The 17,204-nt window shown below is 46.1% G+C and carries 16 protein-coding genes; 9 read left to right on the plus strand and 7 right to left on the minus strand.

All coding sequences use genetic code 11. The annotated features are described in order from the left end of the window. The first annotated feature begins 10 nt into the window (after nucleotides 1-10). Nucleotides 11-571: a DUF5063 domain-containing protein gene (locus tag VFC92_06765; protein HZK07887.1), complete on the plus strand. Its 561-nt coding sequence runs from the start codon at nucleotides 11-13 to the stop codon at nucleotides 569-571. A gap of 329 nt (nucleotides 572-900) precedes the next feature. Next, complete coding sequence (gene feoB, locus VFC92_06770) at nucleotides 901-3,426, plus strand: ferrous iron transport protein B (GenBank protein ID HZK07888.1); 2,526 nt, start codon at nucleotides 901-903, stop codon at nucleotides 3,424-3,426. A 373-nt stretch (nucleotides 3,427-3,799) separates the two neighbouring features. Here feoB and VFC92_06775 read toward each other — a convergent pair whose 3' ends face one another. From VFC92_06775 to VFC92_06800, 6 genes are all read right to left on the minus strand, one after another. Next, complete coding sequence (locus VFC92_06775) at nucleotides 3,800-4,828, minus strand: tetratricopeptide repeat protein (GenBank protein ID HZK07889.1); 1,029 nt, start codon at nucleotides 4,826-4,828, stop codon at nucleotides 3,800-3,802. A gap of 186 nt (nucleotides 4,829-5,014) precedes the next feature. Further along, nucleotides 5,015-6,028, minus strand: coding sequence for a recombinase RecA (gene recA, locus VFC92_06780; protein ID HZK07890.1), 1,014 nt, complete (start codon nucleotides 6,026-6,028; stop codon nucleotides 5,015-5,017). 33 nt (nucleotides 6,029-6,061) lie between these two features. Then, complete coding sequence (bcp, locus tag VFC92_06785; protein ID HZK07891.1) at nucleotides 6,062-6,529, minus strand: thioredoxin-dependent thiol peroxidase; 468 nt, start codon at nucleotides 6,527-6,529, stop codon at nucleotides 6,062-6,064. 61 nt (nucleotides 6,530-6,590) lie between these two features. Next, nucleotides 6,591-7,253: an endonuclease III gene (gene nth / locus VFC92_06790; protein ID HZK07892.1), complete on the minus strand. Its 663-nt coding sequence runs from the start codon at nucleotides 7,251-7,253 to the stop codon at nucleotides 6,591-6,593. Between the two features lie 85 nt (nucleotides 7,254-7,338). After that, on the minus strand, nucleotides 7,339-7,605 hold the full coding sequence (locus VFC92_06795) for a hypothetical protein (GenBank protein ID HZK07893.1): 267 nt from the start codon (nucleotides 7,603-7,605) through the stop codon (nucleotides 7,339-7,341). A 79-nt stretch (nucleotides 7,606-7,684) separates the two neighbouring features. Next, entirely contained in the window at nucleotides 7,685-8,272 is a 588-nt protein-coding gene (locus VFC92_06800; GenBank protein HZK07894.1) for a sigma-70 family RNA polymerase sigma factor, read from the minus strand. Nucleotides 8,273-8,506: 234 nt separating this feature from the next. Between VFC92_06800 and uvrA the strand changes: the two genes are divergently transcribed. From uvrA to VFC92_06830, 6 genes are all read left to right on the plus strand, one after another. Next, the gene (gene uvrA / locus VFC92_06805) at nucleotides 8,507-11,341 is read left to right on the plus strand and encodes an excinuclease ABC subunit UvrA (GenBank protein ID HZK07895.1); all 2,835 of its coding nucleotides are present in this window, start codon (nucleotides 8,507-8,509) and stop codon (nucleotides 11,339-11,341) included. Between the two features lie 2 nt (nucleotides 11,342-11,343). After that, nucleotides 11,344-11,607: a hypothetical protein gene (locus tag VFC92_06810; protein ID HZK07896.1), complete on the plus strand. Its 264-nt coding sequence runs from the start codon at nucleotides 11,344-11,346 to the stop codon at nucleotides 11,605-11,607. A 97-nt stretch (nucleotides 11,608-11,704) separates the two neighbouring features. Next, nucleotides 11,705-13,969: an aconitate hydratase gene (locus tag VFC92_06815; GenBank protein ID HZK07897.1), complete on the plus strand. Its 2,265-nt coding sequence runs from the start codon at nucleotides 11,705-11,707 to the stop codon at nucleotides 13,967-13,969. Between the two features lie 281 nt (nucleotides 13,970-14,250). Next, nucleotides 14,251-14,439, plus strand: coding sequence for a CsbD family protein (locus VFC92_06820; protein HZK07898.1), 189 nt, complete (start codon nucleotides 14,251-14,253; stop codon nucleotides 14,437-14,439). A 2-nt stretch (nucleotides 14,440-14,441) separates the two neighbouring features. Next, complete coding sequence (locus VFC92_06825) at nucleotides 14,442-14,585, plus strand: lmo0937 family membrane protein (protein HZK07899.1); 144 nt, start codon at nucleotides 14,442-14,444, stop codon at nucleotides 14,583-14,585. 74 nt (nucleotides 14,586-14,659) lie between these two features. Then, on the plus strand, nucleotides 14,660-15,136 hold the full coding sequence (locus tag VFC92_06830) for a hypothetical protein (GenBank protein ID HZK07900.1): 477 nt from the start codon (nucleotides 14,660-14,662) through the stop codon (nucleotides 15,134-15,136). A 152-nt stretch (nucleotides 15,137-15,288) separates the two neighbouring features. On the opposite strand, the gene VFC92_06835 is transcribed toward VFC92_06830, so the two are convergent. Next, nucleotides 15,289-16,491 (minus strand): aminotransferase class I/II-fold pyridoxal phosphate-dependent enzyme, encoded by a 1,203-nt coding sequence (locus VFC92_06835; GenBank protein ID HZK07901.1) that lies wholly within the window; start codon nucleotides 16,489-16,491, stop codon nucleotides 15,289-15,291. A 223-nt stretch (nucleotides 16,492-16,714) separates the two neighbouring features. Between VFC92_06835 and VFC92_06840 the strand changes: the two genes are divergently transcribed. Beyond that, entirely contained in the window at nucleotides 16,715-17,185 is a 471-nt protein-coding gene (locus VFC92_06840; GenBank protein HZK07902.1) for an Lrp/AsnC ligand binding domain-containing protein, read from the plus strand. The last annotated feature ends 19 nt before the right edge of the window (nucleotides 17,186-17,204 follow it).

A 17,204-nucleotide genomic window follows, 5' to 3' on the forward strand; every position in this document is an offset into this window, starting at 1 on the left:
CAACATTACTATGGAAAACGAAGACATTTTAAAAGAACCGGTTTACTCTCCTTTTGTATTGGAATTTGTAGCGGTGGCGCAGAAGTATTGTTTGTTTATCGAAGAGATCGATAATTACTCCGTGGGCGAAATTTTCGATTACATGCATAAAGCTCTGTCGTTGTTGTATGTGCGCGGCTCGGTGCTGCCGAAAGTAACGCCCGAACACTACGAAGCCAACGAGAAATATGTAACCGAAGAGCAGTGGCAAAATGTTTTTAACGCTTTGCGCGAAAAGCTGGGAAAAGACGACGAATACTGGTTCAACGAAAATGATAACCCGCTCAACGAACTGATAAAAGGTAGCCTGGCCGATGGTTTTACGGATATTTACCAGGACATGAGGGATTTCGTGCTGCTGTATCAAAAACCATTGCGTGATGCCAAAAAGGTTGCGGTGTGGGAGATGCGCGAATTGTTTCAGGCACACTGGGGTTTCCGGATTGTGAACCTGCTCAAGGTTCTGCATTATAATCTTTACAGCGAAAATCGCCCGACAGCAATGACCGGCGTTGATGGCCTCCCCATTTAGGCCAGCGAGGAGGAGTGATTCTTTTTTTGCAAACACTTCGTTGAGGCTTTGCTAAGTAGTGATCCTCTCAAATCAATCACTGACAATTAAGCAGGCAAATCCTAGGAACCCCTACACCGACTTACAATACTCAACAAACCCCTGGCTATAAAGGCCACATTCTAAATAAGTATTTAGCTACCTAATTGATTGTTAATACATTGTTTTAGAAATCTCCAGGCTTTCTAAATAAGTCATCATCAGGCTACCATGTGGTTATGGATTGATTTTTGGGTAAATTTGCAATCTTTATTGATTCTAAATTATCATTACCAGCTTAAAGAGTTAAAATGAACTTAAGCGAATTAAAACAAGGCGATAAAGCTTTTATCTCGAAAGTAAAAGGGCGTGGCGCTTTTCGCAAACGCCTCACTGAGATGGGTTTTGTGAAAGGCAAAGAGGTGGAGGTAATCCGCAATGCACCTTTGCGCGACCCCATCGAGTACAGGCTGATGAATTATGAGGTGTCGCTGCGGCGTAGCGAGGCGCGTTTGGTGTCGGTGGTAACGAAAGAATCAGAAATTAATAATGGAAACGGACTCCCCTTTCAGGGCACCATCAGCGACGACATTCTTAAATTGAAGGCCGTCGAAAAAGGCAAGACCATCGATATTGCTCTGGTAGGAAATCCCAACTCCGGCAAAACCACCATTTTTAACTTTGCTTCACGTTCACGCGAAAAGGTGGGCAATTATGGCGGCGTAACTGTGGATGCCAAAATGGCTCACTTCAAGCTCGACGGTTATACTTTCAACCTGGTGGATTTGCCCGGAACCTATTCGCTGAGCGCTTATACTCCCGAAGAGTTGTACGTGCGCAAGCATATCCTGGGGCATTTCCCCGACATTGTCATCAACGTACTCGACGCTTCCAATCTCGAACGTAATCTTTACCTCACCACCCAGCTTATCGACATGGATATTAAGGTGGTGGTGGCCCTCAATATGTACGACGAGCTTTCTGCAAAAGGCGACAAGTTCGACCACCGGGCGCTCGGAAAAATGCTCGGGATCCCTTTCGTACCTACGATTGGCTCGAAAGGAAAAGGCATCCGCACGCTTTTTCGCAAAGTAATAGATGTGTACGAAGACCGCGACCCCATCATGCGGCACATCCATATTCATTATGGAAAGCCCATGGAGCGTAGCATCAGCAGGATTCAGGATGAGATTTGGAAAAATAAGTCACTCACCGATAAAGTTTCGTCACGTTATTACGCCATCAAGCTGCTCGAAAAAGACGAATCGGCGCATTTTTCGTTGGGTAAGTTGCCCAACTATCCCGACATCAGTCGTATTGCCGAACGCGAGATAGAGCTTTTGGAAAAAGATTTCCAGGACGACACCGAATCCATGGTCACCGATTTCAAATATGGTTTCATTGCCGGCGCTCTACGCGAAACATTTCAGGAAAATCGTCACAGTCGCAGCACCCGAAACGAAACGGAGGTTGTAGACACCTTCCTGACGCACCGCGTTTTTGGTTTCCCGATCTTCTTGTTTTTTATGTGGCTGATGTTTTACAGCACTTTTACGTTGGGCGAATATCCCATGCAATGGATCGACGCCGGTTTTGGAGCACTCAACGGATTTGTAAGCACCTATATGACTCCCGGTATGCTCAAAGATCTGCTTACCGACGGAATCATTTCCGGGGTGGGCAGCGTGTTGGTATTTCTACCCAACATTCTCATCCTGTTCTTCTTTATTTCTTTTATGGAAGATACAGGTTACATGGCCAGAGTAGCTTTTATCATGGACAGGATTATGCACAAAATCGGTTTGCATGGCCGATCGTTTATTCCGATGTTGATGGGATTTGGATGCAACGTGCCGGCCATCATGGCCACGCGTACCATCGAGTCGCGTTCCGACCGTATCCTCACTATTCTTATCAATCCATTTATGTCGTGTAGCGCGCGACTGCCTGTTTACATTCTTATCATCGGAGCCGTTTTTCCGGAGCACCCCAGTACCATTCTTTTTGGCATCTATGGTTTTGGTATTTTGGTAGCTGCTCTGATAGCAGTTTTGTTTAAGAAAACAATATTTAGAAATCAGGAAGCGCCCTTTGTCATGGAGTTGCCGCCCTACCGGTTGCCCACGCTCAAAGCCATTGTTCGCAATATGTGGTTCAAAGGTTCGCAGTACCTGCGGAAAATGGGCGGTGTAATTTTAATTGCTGTAATAATAATATGGGCCGCTGGCTATTTTCCATTGCACAAAGAGCACATGGAGGCGTTCGATCAGCAGATTGCATTGGTACAGCAAGAACACCAGGATCAGATTTCCGATCTACACATGGCCGACGATATCGATCAGGTGCAACAACTGGAGCATGATGAGCAATTACAGGTTTTGCGTTTGCAGGAGCAAAAAGCAACCTATCGTTTGCAAAATAGTTACATCGGGAAGCTGGGGCATTGGTTTCAGCCGGCGATAGCACCTTTGGGCTTCGACTGGAAAATGGGTGTGGCCTTGATTACCGGGGCGGCGGCCAAAGAAATTGTGGTGAGCACGATGGGTGTTTTGTATCAGGATTCCGAAGAAGGAATGTCTGGCCACACACTGTCACAAAAAATCCAGCACCAGCGCCACACCGATGGACCGCTCGAAGGCCAGCCTGTGTTTACTCCTGCGGTGGCTTTGGCATTTTTGATTTTTGTGTTGATTTATTTCCCATGCATTGCAGTGGTTTCTGCCGTTAAAAAAGAAACCGGTGGGTGGAAATGGGCTTTGTTTTTGGTCGGCTACACCACGGTGCTGGCTTATGTCCTGTCATTTTTGACCTATCGGATAGGACTTTTAGTATTTTAAAATTTTGTGAATTATGGTACAGGAAATTCTAACATATCTAATCTTAGCTGCCACCTTTGTAATAATGGTGGTAAAAATGGTTCGTTTTTTTTATCAAAAAGAGCCTTCGGCATGCAGCTCATGTTTTCAGGCACAAAGCAGCTGCAAGATTGCGCATCTCAAGAAAGCTGCCCACCATTGATCTTTTGAGCTCCAGGCTAAATAGTATCTGTTTGTAAAGTCGATGTTTTTATAACAAAAAACCAAATTCGTACGAATTTGGTCATTGAGTTTTTAACATTGAAATTTATTTGTGATTGTTAGCACCGGCTACTGACGGTTGTTTTATTGCGTTTGGGATTTAATGGTGAATTGCCGTAGAGAAACCAAATAGCTAATGCTTCTCATCCAGTCTGTTGAGGCCTTCGATGGCCTTTTGAAAGTTGCTTGTTTTCTCCAGCGCTGCGTTGTAGTCAGAGCGCGCCATATCGTATTGCCCCATTTGTTCATAGGTAAAACCACGATTATACCAGGCCTCGGTGTACCCGGGCGCCAGGGTGATAACCTGCGTGAAATAATCGGCTGCTCTGGCAAAATCATTTAAATAAACCAGATGGATATAGCCCAGGTTGTAAAGTGCCGGAACATATTCGGGAGCTATGTCGAGTATGTTTTGGTAGGTTTTGATAGCGCTTTCGGTTTTATCGTTTTCCTGAAAAAACAAGCCGAGCTGATAATAAGGTTCCAATGTGCGAGGGCGTAGCTCGATGGCATTTCTGAGGTAGCTTACCGCGACGGGGTTTTTTTGTGCAGCAAAGATGATCCCCAATTCAAGCTGCGCCTCAAAATATTCCTGATCCTGATCTACAGCTGTCTGAAGGCTGCGGATGGCAGCAGCAGTATCAGCTTGTTCCAGTTGGCCGATGGCGGCAATAAAGTATGCTTTAGGATTGATCCCATCCAGATCGAGCAGTTGTGTGAGGGCGGCGCGGCTTTCTTTGTAATCGCGCATGATTAGATAAAGCTGTGCTTTTTTGAGAAATGCTTCGCGGCTTTCGGGATTTAGATGAAGCGCTTTATCGAGTGCGTCGAGGCATTTGTCGGGATTGCCGTCGGCCAGATAGGCATCCGACAGGGTGATATAATGATTGGCATTCTTATCGTCGATACTGATGGCGATGAGAATATCGCGCAAAGCACTATCTACATTATTCATCAAAAGATAGTAATCCGCGCGGCTAATGTAAGCGGCGTCGTTGTCAGCATTGTTAGAAATAGCTTTATTCAGCATCATCAGCACAGTGTCTGTATTTTCGGATGTGGCGTCGTGCTGGTTGGCATTTTCGGTATTGCATCCGCTTACAGCAAAAATCAAAGCGGCAATAGCCATCAAAGCTGTCGTTTTTATAAATTGTATTCTCATAATGAACCGCAACATTTTTAGCAAAATTAAAGCTACTGCTTTGAAATGCGTTTTATTAAAATAATATTGATAGCAAAAAGGTGTTGATTTTTAATGCTGGATGCTGATAATAAAAGTGTTCGCCATCGTACATCCATTGCCATTTATCTAAAACGAGGAAGTACGGTCAATTAATGTTTGAAGGTTCTATTTGATCACTTCACGGATTTTAGCTTCGAGCTCGTCTGCAAGTTCCGGGTTGTCTTCAAGGAGTTTTTTCACCGCGTCGCGTCCTTGTCCCAGTTTTGTGTCGCCGTAGCTATACCAGGAGCCGCTTTTTTTGATGATTTCATGTTCTGCGCCCAGGTCGATGATTTCGCCCAGCTTGGAAATACCTTCTCCATAGATCATATCGAATTCGGCACTACGGAATGGCGGGGCAACTTTGTTCTTTACCACTTTTACCCGCACACGGTTACCACTTACCGATTCGGTGTCTTTTATTTGTCCTGTGCGGCGAATATCGAGGCGGATAGAAGCATAAAACTTCAGCGCGTTGCCACCGGTGGTAGTCTCCGGGTTGCCAAACATGACGCCGATTTTTTCGCGCAGCTGGTTGATGAAAATACAGATCGAGCCGGTTTTGCTAATAGTGGCGGTAAGCTTGCGCAAAGCCTGCGACATAAGCCGTGCCTGCAAGCCCATCCTGGAGTCGCCCATCTCGCCTTCTATTTCAGCTTTTGGCGTGAGGGCTGCCACCGAGTCGATGACAATGATGTCGATGGCTCCTGAGCGAATCAGATTGTCGGCAATCTCGAGCGCTTGCTCACCGTTGTCGGGCTGCGACACCAGCAGATTTTTTGTGTCCACGCCAAGCTTCTCACCATAGATTCTGTCGAAGGCATGCTCCGCATCGATAAATGCAGCAATGCCCCCCGCTTTTTGTGCTTCGGCCACGGCATGAAGGGCCAGGGTGGTTTTACCCGACGACTCCGGCCCGTAGATTTCTACAATCCTTCCTTTGGGCAGCCCACCAACGCCAAGCGCAGCGTCCAATCCGATGGAGCCTGTGGAGATGGTTGGCATGTTTTCGATGGGTGAGTCGCCCAGCATCATGATGGCGCCTTTGCCGTAATGTTTCTCTATGTTGCCCAGCGTGAGCTGTAGCGCTTGCATTTTATCCGCTTTTATCTTGTCGGTGTCATTTTTTTCTTTAGCCATGATTTTGGTTCTTATTATAAATATTTTTGAAATTTAATCATTTTCCATTGCCTGCAGGATCTGTGCAGCATGGTCTTTGGTTTTTACTGATGTAATTACTTTCTCAATCTTACCTTTCTCATCTATCACGTAAGTGGTGCGCAGCAGGCCTTCATAGCTTTTTCCATACATGCTTTTGGTTCCCCACGCACCATAAGCTTTGATCACCTCCAGCTCAGTGTCGGCGAGCAGCGAGAAAGGAAGGTTATATTTCTCAGCAAACTTTTTTTGCTTCTCTACTGTGTCGGGACTTACGCCAATAATTTTGTAACCACGTCCCAGCAGGTCGTCGTAGTTGTCGCGCAGGTTGCAGCTTTCGGCAGTGCAACCGGGGGTGTCAGCTTTCGGATAGAAATAAAGAATGACTTTGTGACCCAGGAAATCTTTCAGAGCCACCATTTTTCCATCCTGATCTTTCACCTGAAAATCGGGAGCTTTATCACCCTTGTTTAAAAATGCCATAATTAATGTGTATTAAATGTTTAGCAACAAAATTAATGAAATCATCCGCTTAGCTGGTGCTTTAAGATTTATTAAGAGCTGATTTCCTTTGATGTTGCTGATAAAATTTGCAAATATTGGCGATGCCGCATTGGTCGCATTTGGGTTTGCGTGCCTGGCAGATGTAACGGCCGTGCAGGATAAGCCAATGATGTGCCCGCGAAATATATTCTTCGGGAATATTCTGCACGAGTTGCTTCTCCGTGTCGAGTGGCGTTTTGCTTCGGGTGGTAAGTCCAATGCGTGCGGAAACTCTGAACACATGCGTATCCACTGCCATGGCTGGTTGGTTGAAAGCCACGGAGGCAATTACGTTGGCTGTTTTGCGTCCCACACCCGGCAGCTTTTGAAGTTGTTCTATCTCTGATGGCACAATGCCGCTAAAATCCTTCAGGAGCATGGTGGCCATACCGATGAGGTGTTTGGCTTTATTGTTAGGATAGGTGCAGCTTTTGATGAATTCGTAAACCTGATCGGTGGTGGCATCGGCAAGCGTAGCAGGATTCGGGAACCGGTCGAAGAGAGCCGGTGTAATCATGTTTACACGTTTGTCAGTACATTGCGCCGATAGTATTACTGCTACAAGCAGTTGGTAGGGGGTATAATATCTCAGCTCGGTTTCGGGCTCAGGCTCGTGCTGCGAAAAATATTCGATAAACTGCGTGTATCTCTCTTTTTTTGTCAATGCAATTGTTTTTTTACAAAAATAGAAAAGCCACCTGGTATGGGTGGCTTTTGTTGAAAAATCTTTTCTCTGTGTCAGAGTTTTTTTAATTCAGCAGTAAGCTGAAGTTTCCTGTATTTTGTGTTTTTATTACAGATAAGGCTCTGGAATAATTCAAGATGTTGTTGATGGTACTTTGACTTGGCGAGACTTTCAGTTTGGCAACATATCTTTTAACACGCATGACTGTATTGAATTTTTTGGAAAGGTTCTCATCAGCCTCAATCATGTTTCGATACCTGTTGTCGCCGGAAAACTCCGGGTCACTATAAGCAAAGAACATCAAATCGTTAAGAGTAAAAGGATTCTGCATAGGCTATTTTGTTGATGATTAAATCAGTGAACAAAATAGCAAACGAACCACGCGCGCGCTTTATTACATGCCCCGGGAATTACTTAGTAAGGATCACATTCTTTTCTTTTATGAGCTTGCGCAGATTGATCAGTGCATAGCGCATACGTCCCAAAGCAGTGTTGATACTCACATCGGTTTGCTCTGCAATATCTTTAAAACTCATCTCTGAATAGTGGCGCATAAAGAGCACCTCCTTTTGTTCAGGCGGAAGGTATTCGATCAGTTTACGCACATCTTCGTGTATTTGTTCGGTTATCATCCGGTCTTCTACACTGGGATCGGTAAAGCGAATGGTGTCGAAAATATCGAAATTATCTTTGTCGTTTTCAACGGTAGGCAGGCGCTTCGACTTACGGAAATGGTCGATGATGAGGTTGTGAGCAATACGCATCACCCACTGGATAAATTTCCCTTCCTCTCTGTAAGCACCCGATTTTATGGTGTTGATAACTTTGATAAACGTATCCTGAAAAATGTCATCAGCTAACTGTTTATCTTTTACCACCATCAGAATGTAGGCAAACACCCTGTTTTGGTGGCGTTGGATTAACTTTTCAAGGCTGTACTGATTACCTTCCAAAAATTGACAAATTAAGTCCTTATCACTTGGAAATTGAGCTTTCATACGGATCTCCTTTTTATGTTTGTTTCACAAGCGTAATTTTTTTTCGATAATCTGTCTCCTATTTTTTGTTAATAATTTATTTAATGGTCAATCAATGCTTTTGAAAAGTTGGTGCAAATATAGACAAATATTAACACCACCAAATTTTCTTTTACTTTTGTTGCCTTATAAATCGGCAATTTTGTGGGTGTTCAGCATTCAAGAATTATGCCATGAAACGGTAAAACAAATTCCATGTCAATTGATAATATCGAAACCTTAGACCCGCATAAATTTATCCTCATCAAAGGTGCCCGTGTGCACAACCTGAAGAACATTGATGTTGCCATCGCACGCAATCGATTGGTTGTAATTACCGGCTTGTCGGGTTCCGGAAAGTCATCGTTGGCTTTCGACACCTTGTATGCCGAAGGCCAGCGGCGTTATGTGGAGAGTCTGAGCGCCTACGCACGGCAGTTTTTGGGACGCATGCAAAAGCCCGAAGTCGATTACATCAAGGGTATTTCGCCCGCCATTGCCATCGAACAAAAGGTGAATTCGCGCAATCCGCGCTCAACTGTGGGTACTTCTACCGAGATTTACGAATATCTCAAACTACTTTTTGCACGTATCGGGCATACAATTTCTCCGGTGTCGGGGCAGGAGGTGGTGCGTCATTCGGTAACGGATGTTGTAAACTTCGTAGTGTCTCTGCCCGCCGATTCCCGTGTGCTCATCACCAGTTGTATCACCAGCGCCGGTACCCGTAAATTGCCTGACCAGCTTACAGTTCTTTTGCAGCAAGGCTTTACACGTTTGCTCGTCAATCAGGAAATTATCCGCATCGAAGACATTATTAAAAATCCAAAACTTGCCGAAGGAAATGCTGATGAGATAGAGGTGGTGGTGGATCGGTTGGTGGTAACCGATGAAGATGATCTGCGCTCGCGTGTGGCCGATTCTGTTCAGATTGCTTTTTACGAAGGCAAGGGGCGCTGCTACGTAAAAGTGTATGATGGCGACAAGCTGACCTCGCATGAGTTTTCCAATAAATTTGAGCTCGACGAAATTACTTTCGAAGAGCCCTCGGAGAATCTTTTTAGTTTTAATAATCCCTTTGGGGCTTGTAAACGTTGCGAGGGGTTTGGCAGCGTGATAGGCATCGACGAAGATTTGGTAATCCCTAACAAAAGTCTTTCGGTGTATGTGGGGGCAGTGGCTCCCTGGAAAGGTGAGAAGATGGGGCAATGGCGCGAATGGTTTGTTATGGCTGCGCCGAAGTTTAAATTTCCGGTGCACAAGCCTTACAACCAGCTCACGCAGGAGCAACGTAACCTGTTGTGGACGGGCAACAAACACTTTGAAGGCATTGATGAGTTTTTTAAACAGGTACAAGAACAGACCTATAAAATTCAGTACCGCGTGATGCTTTCGCGCTATCGCGGTAAAACCATCTGCCCGGATTGTCGCGGTACACGCTTGCGCAAAGACGCCCAATATGTCAGGGTGGATGACCATTCCATCACCGACTTGGTGCTGATGCCATTGGATAAACTTTTGAGGTTTTTTGAAGACATTCATATTTCCGACTACGAGATGGGTGTGGCGCGACGGCTTTTATTAGAAATCAAAAACCGTCTTGGATTTCTGTGTGATGTGGGTCTGGGTTATCTCACTCTAAACCGTTTGTCGTCCTCGCTCTCGGGAGGAGAATCGCAGCGCATCAACCTGGCCACTTCGCTCGGTAGCAGCCTGGTGGGATCGATGTACATCCTCGACGAGCCCAGCATCGGACTTCATCCGCGCGATACAGAGCGCCTGATAATGGTGCTCAAACGTTTGAAACAACTTGGCAATACCGTGATAGTGGTAGAGCACGACGAGCACATTATGCGGCAAGCCGATCAAATCATCGATATTGGTCCACTGGCTGGTGTTCATGGGGGAGAGGTGGTATTTTCGGGAACGCTCGCCGAGCTGTTGCAAAGTGGTAAGAGCCTTACGGCAAAATATCTGACTGGTACGCTGGAGGTTCCGGTGCCGGCAATACGGCGTAAATCGAACGACTACATAGAGGCCACCGGATGCCGCGAAAATAACCTCAAAGATATTTCTGTAAAGATACCTTTGAATGTTTTTACGGTGATAACGGGTGTTAGCGGCTCGGGAAAATCGTCGCTGGTGCGGCAGATTTTACATCCTGCCATCAAAAGGCATCTCGGAGGATATTCTGAAAAAACCGGAAAATACGACGTGTTGCAGGGCGATCTCAAGCGCATAGAGGCGGTAGAGTTTGTCGACCAGAATCCTATCGGGCGCTCCTCGCGATCTAACCCTGCCACTTACGTAAAAGCTTACGACGAAATCAGGGCGCTTTACGCAAGTCAACAACTGGCAAAGGTGCGCGGTTACAAACCGGGTTTCTTTTCTTTTAATGTTGAGGGCGGTCGCTGCGAAGAATGCGAAGGCGAAGGTGTGGTAAAGATAGAGATGCAGTTTATGGCCGACATCTATCTCACCTGCGAAGCCTGCGGCGGCAAGCGTTTCAAAGATGAAGTTCTGGATGTAAAATTCAAAGACAAAAATATCGCCGACATCCTCGACATGACCATCAATCAGGCAGTCGACTTTTTTGGCATCGACAACGTCAAAGCTTCGGCTACCGAAAAACGTATCATGAGCCGGCTGCAGCCATTACAGGATGTTGGGTTGGGATATTTAAAACTGGGACAATCGTCGAGTACTTTATCAGGTGGCGAGGCGCAGCGCATCAAGCTGGCTTCATTTCTTACCAAAGGCGCCGGCGAAAGCCCTACGCTTTTCTTTTTCGATGAACCCACCACAGGGCTGCACTTTCACGACATCAGCAAACTGCTCGAAGCGTTTAACGCTTTGCTCGAAAACGGCCATACCATCGTGGTGATAGAGCACAATCCTGAAATTATCAAATCGGCCGATCATATCATCGACCTGGGTCCCGAAGGCGGCGACCAGGGCGGATATCTCGTTTTTGAGGGAACGCCCGAAGAAATTGTCAAAGCTGAAAAATCCTATACCGGCCAATATCTGCGCGACAAGATAAAATCTTAAAAATGCTCGTTTCCGCTTCTCTGTTGCTCGCCACTTTGTTGACATTCGTTATCAACCTGCCCTTTGGTTTTTGGCGCGGCAGCACACGCCGGTATAGTTTCGCGTGGATTCTGGCCATCCATATCCCGGTGCCCATCATCATCTTTCTGAGGTTTTATCTCAAAATTGGTTTCCGATGGAGTACCTATCTCTTTTTGGTGGCTGCATTTTTTACAGGACAATATGTGGGGGCAGCATTTTATAAATGGTGGAAAAAAAACGCCTGAAACGACTACCATGTCAGTGCTTTAGTATTTCTTAACAGCGTCTCACCAGCGATTCTTGCTACTTTTGCAAATCCATTAACGCAAAAAATAAAAAACTATGCTTTTCGATCTTGATCTCATCCAAACTGTTTACAATAAATTTCCTGAACGAATTCAAAAGGCGCGTCAGCTTCTGAAGCGTCCGCTTACACTCACCGAAAAAATCCTGTATGCTCATCTTTGGGGCGAGTTAGAAAAAGAGCATAAGCGTGGCGACGATTACGTGGATTTTGCTCCCGATCGGGTGGCCATGCAGGATGCAACCGCACAGATGGCGCTGCTACAGTTTATGCAGGCCGGACGCGAAAAAGCGGCGGTTCCAAGCACCGTTCATTGCGACCATCTGATTCAGGCGCGCGTGGGAGCCAAAGAAGATTTAAAGGTGGCTAAAGATCATAATCGGGAAGTTTTTGATTTCCTTTCGTCGATATCCAGTAAATATGGTATAGGATTCTGGAAACCGGGAGCCGGCATCATCCATCAGGTGGTGCTCGAAAATTACGCGTTTCCTGGTGGGATGATGATTGGCACCGATTCGCATACCGTAAATGCCGGCGGACTGGGCATGGTTGCCATTGGCGTGGGTGGCGCCGATGCTGTGGATGTGATGGCCGGGATGCCATGGGAGCTGAAGATGCCACGCATCATAGGCGTGAAACTTACCGGTAAGCTCAGCGGATGGACTTCCTCCAAAGACGTCATCCTTAAAGTGGCCGGTATCCTTACGGTAAAAGGCGGAACGGGCGCTATTGTAGAATATTTTGGCCCGGGTGCCGAACATCTGAGCTGCACCGGAAAAGGTACTATTTGTAACATGGGCGCCGAGATTGGTGCTACTACTTCTTTATTCGGCTACGATCGCCGCATGGCCGATTATCTGCGTGCAACGGGACGTGCTCAGGTGGCTGACGCTGCCAATAAAATTGCCGACCATCTTACCGGTGACGAAGAGGTTTATAATGATCCCGGAAAATATTTTGATCAGGTTATCGAAATTGATCTTTCTAAATTGGAGCCACACATCAATGGTCCATTCACGCCAGATCTGGCTACTCCTGTATCGGAGTTTGCGCAGGCAGCGCGCGACAACAACTGGCCTTTGATGTTGGAGGTGGGGCTGATCGGTTCCTGCACCAACTCTTCCTACGAAGATATTACGCGTGCTGCTTCCGTGGCACAGCAGGCGCTCGACAACGATCTGGAAGTGAAATCAGAATATACCGTTACGCCCGGCTCTGAGCAGGTGCGTTACACGGTAGAGCGCGATGGTTACCTGGACATTTTCGAAAAGATAGGCGGTGTAGTTTTGGCCAATGCCTGTGGTCCATGTATCGGGCAGTGGGCACGGCACAATGCCGACAAGAAGGAGAGAAATTCGATCATGACTTCGTTCAACCGAAATTTTGCAAAACGCAACGACGGCAACCCCAATACGCATGGCTTTGTCGCTTCGCCGGAAATAGTGACGGCTTTTGCCATCGCCGGCACCCTCGAATTTAATCCGCTTACTGATAGCCTTATTAATAAAAAAGGAGAAAAGATAAAGCTCAAAGAACCTCAGGGTATCGAACTGCCGATAAAAGGTTTTGCAGTAGAAGATAATGGCTACCAGGAACCAGCCCACGACGGCAGCAATATTAATGTAGCAGTGGCTCCCGACTCTGATCGCCTGCAGCTCCTCACGGCTTTTGCCCCCTGGGAAGGTCACGACATAAAAGGGCTCAGGCTGCTGATAAAAGCCAAAGGAAAATGCACCACCGATCATATTTCGATGGCGGGGCCGTGGTTGCGTTACCGTGGTCACTTGGATAATATTTCCAACAATCTGCTCATTGGCGCCGAAAACGCCTTTACAGGAAATACCAATCTGATCAAAAATCAGCTCACCGGACAATATGATGCAGTGCCAGCCGTGGCACGAGCTTACAAAGCGCAGGGCATCGGAACCATTGTGGTGGGCGACGAAAATTACGGCGAAGGCTCATCGCGCGAACATGCCGCCATGGAGCCGCGCCATCTGGGCGTTCGGGCTGTGGTGGTGCGTAGCTTTGCACGCATCCACGAAACCAACCTGAAAAAGCAGGGAATGCTGGCGCTTACCTTTGCCGAAAAAGCCGACTACGACAAGATCCTGGAAGACGACACTTTCGACATCACCGGTCTCGAAACTTTTGAGCAGGGACGTTCGCTGCAGCTCATCGTTCGCCATGCTGATGGCACCACCGACAAGATGGAGATGCTGCACACCTACAGCCCAATACAAATAGAATGGTTTAACGCCGGCTCGGCGCTCAACCTTATCAGAAATAAGAATGATGCTTGAGCATGGCGCGTGGCGTCGTGATGACCACCGACTGAGAACTGCCGCCTGAAGACTGAGAACTTCCTATTTGTAGATTTTTTAACCCAAATTTTGGGTAAGGGTATCCACAGCGCAGTATTTTTTTATTTTTTAAGATTTAAAATTAAAAACCATACAATCAGTGGGTTAAGCTACTTATTTGTCTGTTTTTCTTTTCCAAAATTTCTGGCACGATCCTCTCTTATCACCTTTCCAGATTAAGATTTTGAAAATAAAATGTTAAACCTAAAAAAGTAAAAGCAATGAACAAACTGCAATTAAAAGGAACCTGGAACACAGTGAAAGGAAAATTGAAACAGAATTACGGAAACCTTACTGACGACGATCTGACGTATGTCGAAGGCAAAGAAGACGAACTGCTCGGCCGTCTGCAAAAGAAAACCGGAAAGACAAAAGAAGAATTAACTAACGAAATCAATAAAATAAATTAATTATGAGATCAATATTGTATATTATCGCGGTAATCCTGATTATTGGCTGGATACTCGGATTCTTTGTTTACACAGCTGGCGGACTCATCCACATCCTTTTGGTGTTAGCTGTTATCTCTATACTGATTTCGCTGATTCGCAAATGACGCCCACTAAACGCTGAACATCAGTAAATCCATTTTTTAAAAGATTAAATTTTTAAACTTAAAAAACGATTTCTATGAAATCCCGATTTAAAATCATTTCACTGGCACTAGTGTCTCTATTTTTTATCGCTACCGCATGTAACAATCCCCAGCAGCGTGACGAATCTAAATATACACCGGAGCAAATGAAACTAGAACGTCAACAGGCACTGGCAGAATTGCGTGCTGACATCAACCGCCTCGAGGCCAACATTGACGCTACTCTGCGCGACAAACCCGACAATTTCAAAGAGCGCATGCAGGAATCGCTCGATAATCTCGAAGAGCGTATCGACGATTTTGAAGACCGTATGAAAGAACGCGGCGATGAAATTGATACCCAAACCCAGCGTACCATCAACAACCTGAAACGTGAGACGCAACACCTCGAAGAACGTCTTGATGAATGGACCGAAAGCGACTGGGAAAAGTTCAAGGCTGACTTTAACGATGGCTGGGATGATTTCAAGAACGAGCTGCGCGATCTGACTGATGGCGACGACAATAAGTAAACAAAAAGTTGAGTGATTGATTAGTTGATTGAGTGAATAGAAAATCCCGGTAGCAGAGATGCTCCGGGATTTTTATATTTATCTGTACTTTGTTATTTCGTCAGGAATCCAGGTTTTGATCCTTCGTAACTTTGATAACCTGACAATCTAATCTATTTGATCATTCCTGTTTGCTTCAGGCATTTTTTTATCATCTCGAAAGTACGGTCGATTTCGTTGTCAAGTCCCACCGAGAAGCGGATAAGACCTTCGGAAAGACCCATTTCTTTTTGCTTTTCTGCGGGTACTTCCGACGAAGTACTTTTGCCCGAGTTGCTAAAGAGTGTTTTGAAATAGCCGAGGCTTACGGCCAGATAGCCTACGCCAACCTCTTCCATCATCTCCATCATTTCAGCGGCTTTTTCTGCCGTACCTGCGTCGAAGGAGAGCATGCCACCAAAGCCATATTTCTCATTCATTATCGATTTGAGCAGCTCGTGACCGGGGTGTTTTTTCAGTCCGGGATAATTTATCGGGACGCCTATTTCTTCCAGTTTCTCGGCCAGATACATTGCATTGCGGCTATGCTGCTGCATGCGGATGTGGAGTGTATGCAGGTTTTTCAAAATCGACGACGAGCGGAACGGGTCGAGCACCGGGCCCAAAAGCATAGCAGTTCCACTGTTTACGTCGATGAGCGAAGCGATAAATTCTTCCGTTCCGCAGATGGCACCGGCAACGCAGTCATTTTTTCCGTTTATAAATTTGGTGAGGCTGTAAAGTACCACGTCGGCGCCCAATTTGGCCGGGCTGATCATCATCGGCGTAAAGGTGTTGTCGACCAGCAACTTTGCGTTGTGCTTGTGGGCGATGTCTGCTAGTTTGCGCACATCCGAAACCTGGAGCAGCGGATTGGTGACCGTTTCGGTGTAGACGATGCGTGTGTTGGGTTTTATGGCAGCTTCTACTTCTTTCAGGTTGGTGATATCTACAAAAGTCACCTCGATATTGAATTTCTCTATGTAGTTGTTCAGAAATGCAAAGGTTCCGCCGTAGGTGGTGCGGCTAACTACGATGTGGTCGCCGGCATTACAAAGTTGCAAAATTGCGCAGGTGATGGCGCTCATTCCTGAGGCTGTTACCCAGGCTGCTTCGGTGCCTTCCATGGCGGCCAGCGCATCAGCCAGAAATTTGTTGCTGGGGTTCCAGTGACGTGAGTAAAGGAAGCATCCTTCTGCCTCGCCTTTAAAAGTGTCGAGCATGGTCTTGGCCTGCATAAATGTGAAGGTGGCCGAATCGGTGACGGATGGGTTTACACCGCCAAATTCGCCAAACTGTAATAAATCCTGAATTTTACTTGCCGGATCAAATTTCATAATTGTATCTTTTTTAAATTATTTAATTTTAAATGTCGAAGCAAAACTAAGGAAATTGCGCCGATTTAAAGGCGGTATCTTTAAAGATTTTAAAAACTGTAACCAAAACCAAGAATATCTTAAAAAACTGTAAGTTTGCGGCTTGTTTTTTATAGTGGATGTTTTAGTTTCTAAACAACGAATAACGATTAACAAATAACGATTAACGATTAACAAACAGCTCATGACTGAAAATTTCAAACTCGACAGTCTCGACCGGCGCATCCTGGCGCTGCTTACCGCCGATGCCCGCACGCCATACCTCGAGGTGGCACGACATTGCAAAGTGTCGGGAGCGGCCATCCATCAGCGGGTGCAAAAAATGACCGAAGCAGGTGTGATCATCGGCTCGCAGGTAACTATTTCGCGCAGTGGCTTCGGCTATCTCACGTGTGCTTTCATCGGTTTGCAGGTAAATCTCACTGCTACGAGCACACATGAGGAAGTTTTCCAGAAGATAAAACAAATCCCTGAAATCGTTGAGTGCCACCACATCACCGGCAAATATTCGTTGCTGGTGAAAATACTGGCACGCAACAACGAGCATCTCAAAAACATCATCGTCGAGCAAATCCAATCCATCCCGGAGATAGTTGCCACAGAAACTTTCATCTCGCTCGAAGAGGGCTTTGTGCGCCCGCTGCCTGTGGAATAAAAGCCTTAAAAACAAAGTT

It is taken from the genome of Bacteroidales bacterium, from assembly GCA_035647615.1.
Classification (GTDB): domain Bacteria; phylum Bacteroidota; class Bacteroidia; order Bacteroidales; family 4484-276; genus SABY01.

What these genes read in the sequence shown, in the direction of transcription:
- VFC92_06765 (HZK07887.1), top strand. Translation starts at nt 11, where the DNA reads ATGGAAAACGAAGACATTTTAAAAGAACCGGTTTACTCTCCTTTTGTA.
- feoB (HZK07888.1), top strand. Translation starts at nt 901, where the DNA reads ATGAACTTAAGCGAATTAAAACAAGGCGATAAAGCTTTTATCTCGAAA.
- VFC92_06775 (HZK07889.1), bottom strand. Translation starts at nt 4,828, where the DNA reads ATGAGAATACAATTTATAAAAACGACAGCTTTGATGGCTATTGCCGCT.
- recA (HZK07890.1), bottom strand. Translation starts at nt 6,028, where the DNA reads ATGGCTAAAGAAAAAAATGACACCGACAAGATAAAAGCGGATAAAATG.
- bcp (HZK07891.1), bottom strand. Translation starts at nt 6,529, where the DNA reads ATGGCATTTTTAAACAAGGGTGATAAAGCTCCCGATTTTCAGGTGAAA.
- VFC92_06795 (HZK07893.1), bottom strand. Translation starts at nt 7,605, where the DNA reads ATGCAGAATCCTTTTACTCTTAACGATTTGATGTTCTTTGCTTATAGT.
- VFC92_06800 (HZK07894.1), bottom strand. Translation starts at nt 8,272, where the DNA reads ATGAAAGCTCAATTTCCAAGTGATAAGGACTTAATTTGTCAATTTTTG.
- uvrA (HZK07895.1), top strand. Translation starts at nt 8,507, where the DNA reads ATGTCAATTGATAATATCGAAACCTTAGACCCGCATAAATTTATCCTC.
- VFC92_06810 (HZK07896.1), top strand. Translation starts at nt 11,344, where the DNA reads ATGCTCGTTTCCGCTTCTCTGTTGCTCGCCACTTTGTTGACATTCGTT.
- VFC92_06815 (HZK07897.1), top strand. Translation starts at nt 11,705, where the DNA reads ATGCTTTTCGATCTTGATCTCATCCAAACTGTTTACAATAAATTTCCT.
- VFC92_06820 (HZK07898.1), top strand. Translation starts at nt 14,251, where the DNA reads ATGAACAAACTGCAATTAAAAGGAACCTGGAACACAGTGAAAGGAAAA.
- VFC92_06825 (HZK07899.1), top strand. Translation starts at nt 14,442, where the DNA reads ATGAGATCAATATTGTATATTATCGCGGTAATCCTGATTATTGGCTGG.
- VFC92_06830 (HZK07900.1), top strand. Translation starts at nt 14,660, where the DNA reads ATGAAATCCCGATTTAAAATCATTTCACTGGCACTAGTGTCTCTATTT.
- VFC92_06835 (HZK07901.1), bottom strand. Translation starts at nt 16,491, where the DNA reads ATGAAATTTGATCCGGCAAGTAAAATTCAGGATTTATTACAGTTTGGC.
- VFC92_06840 (HZK07902.1), top strand. Translation starts at nt 16,715, where the DNA reads ATGACTGAAAATTTCAAACTCGACAGTCTCGACCGGCGCATCCTGGCG.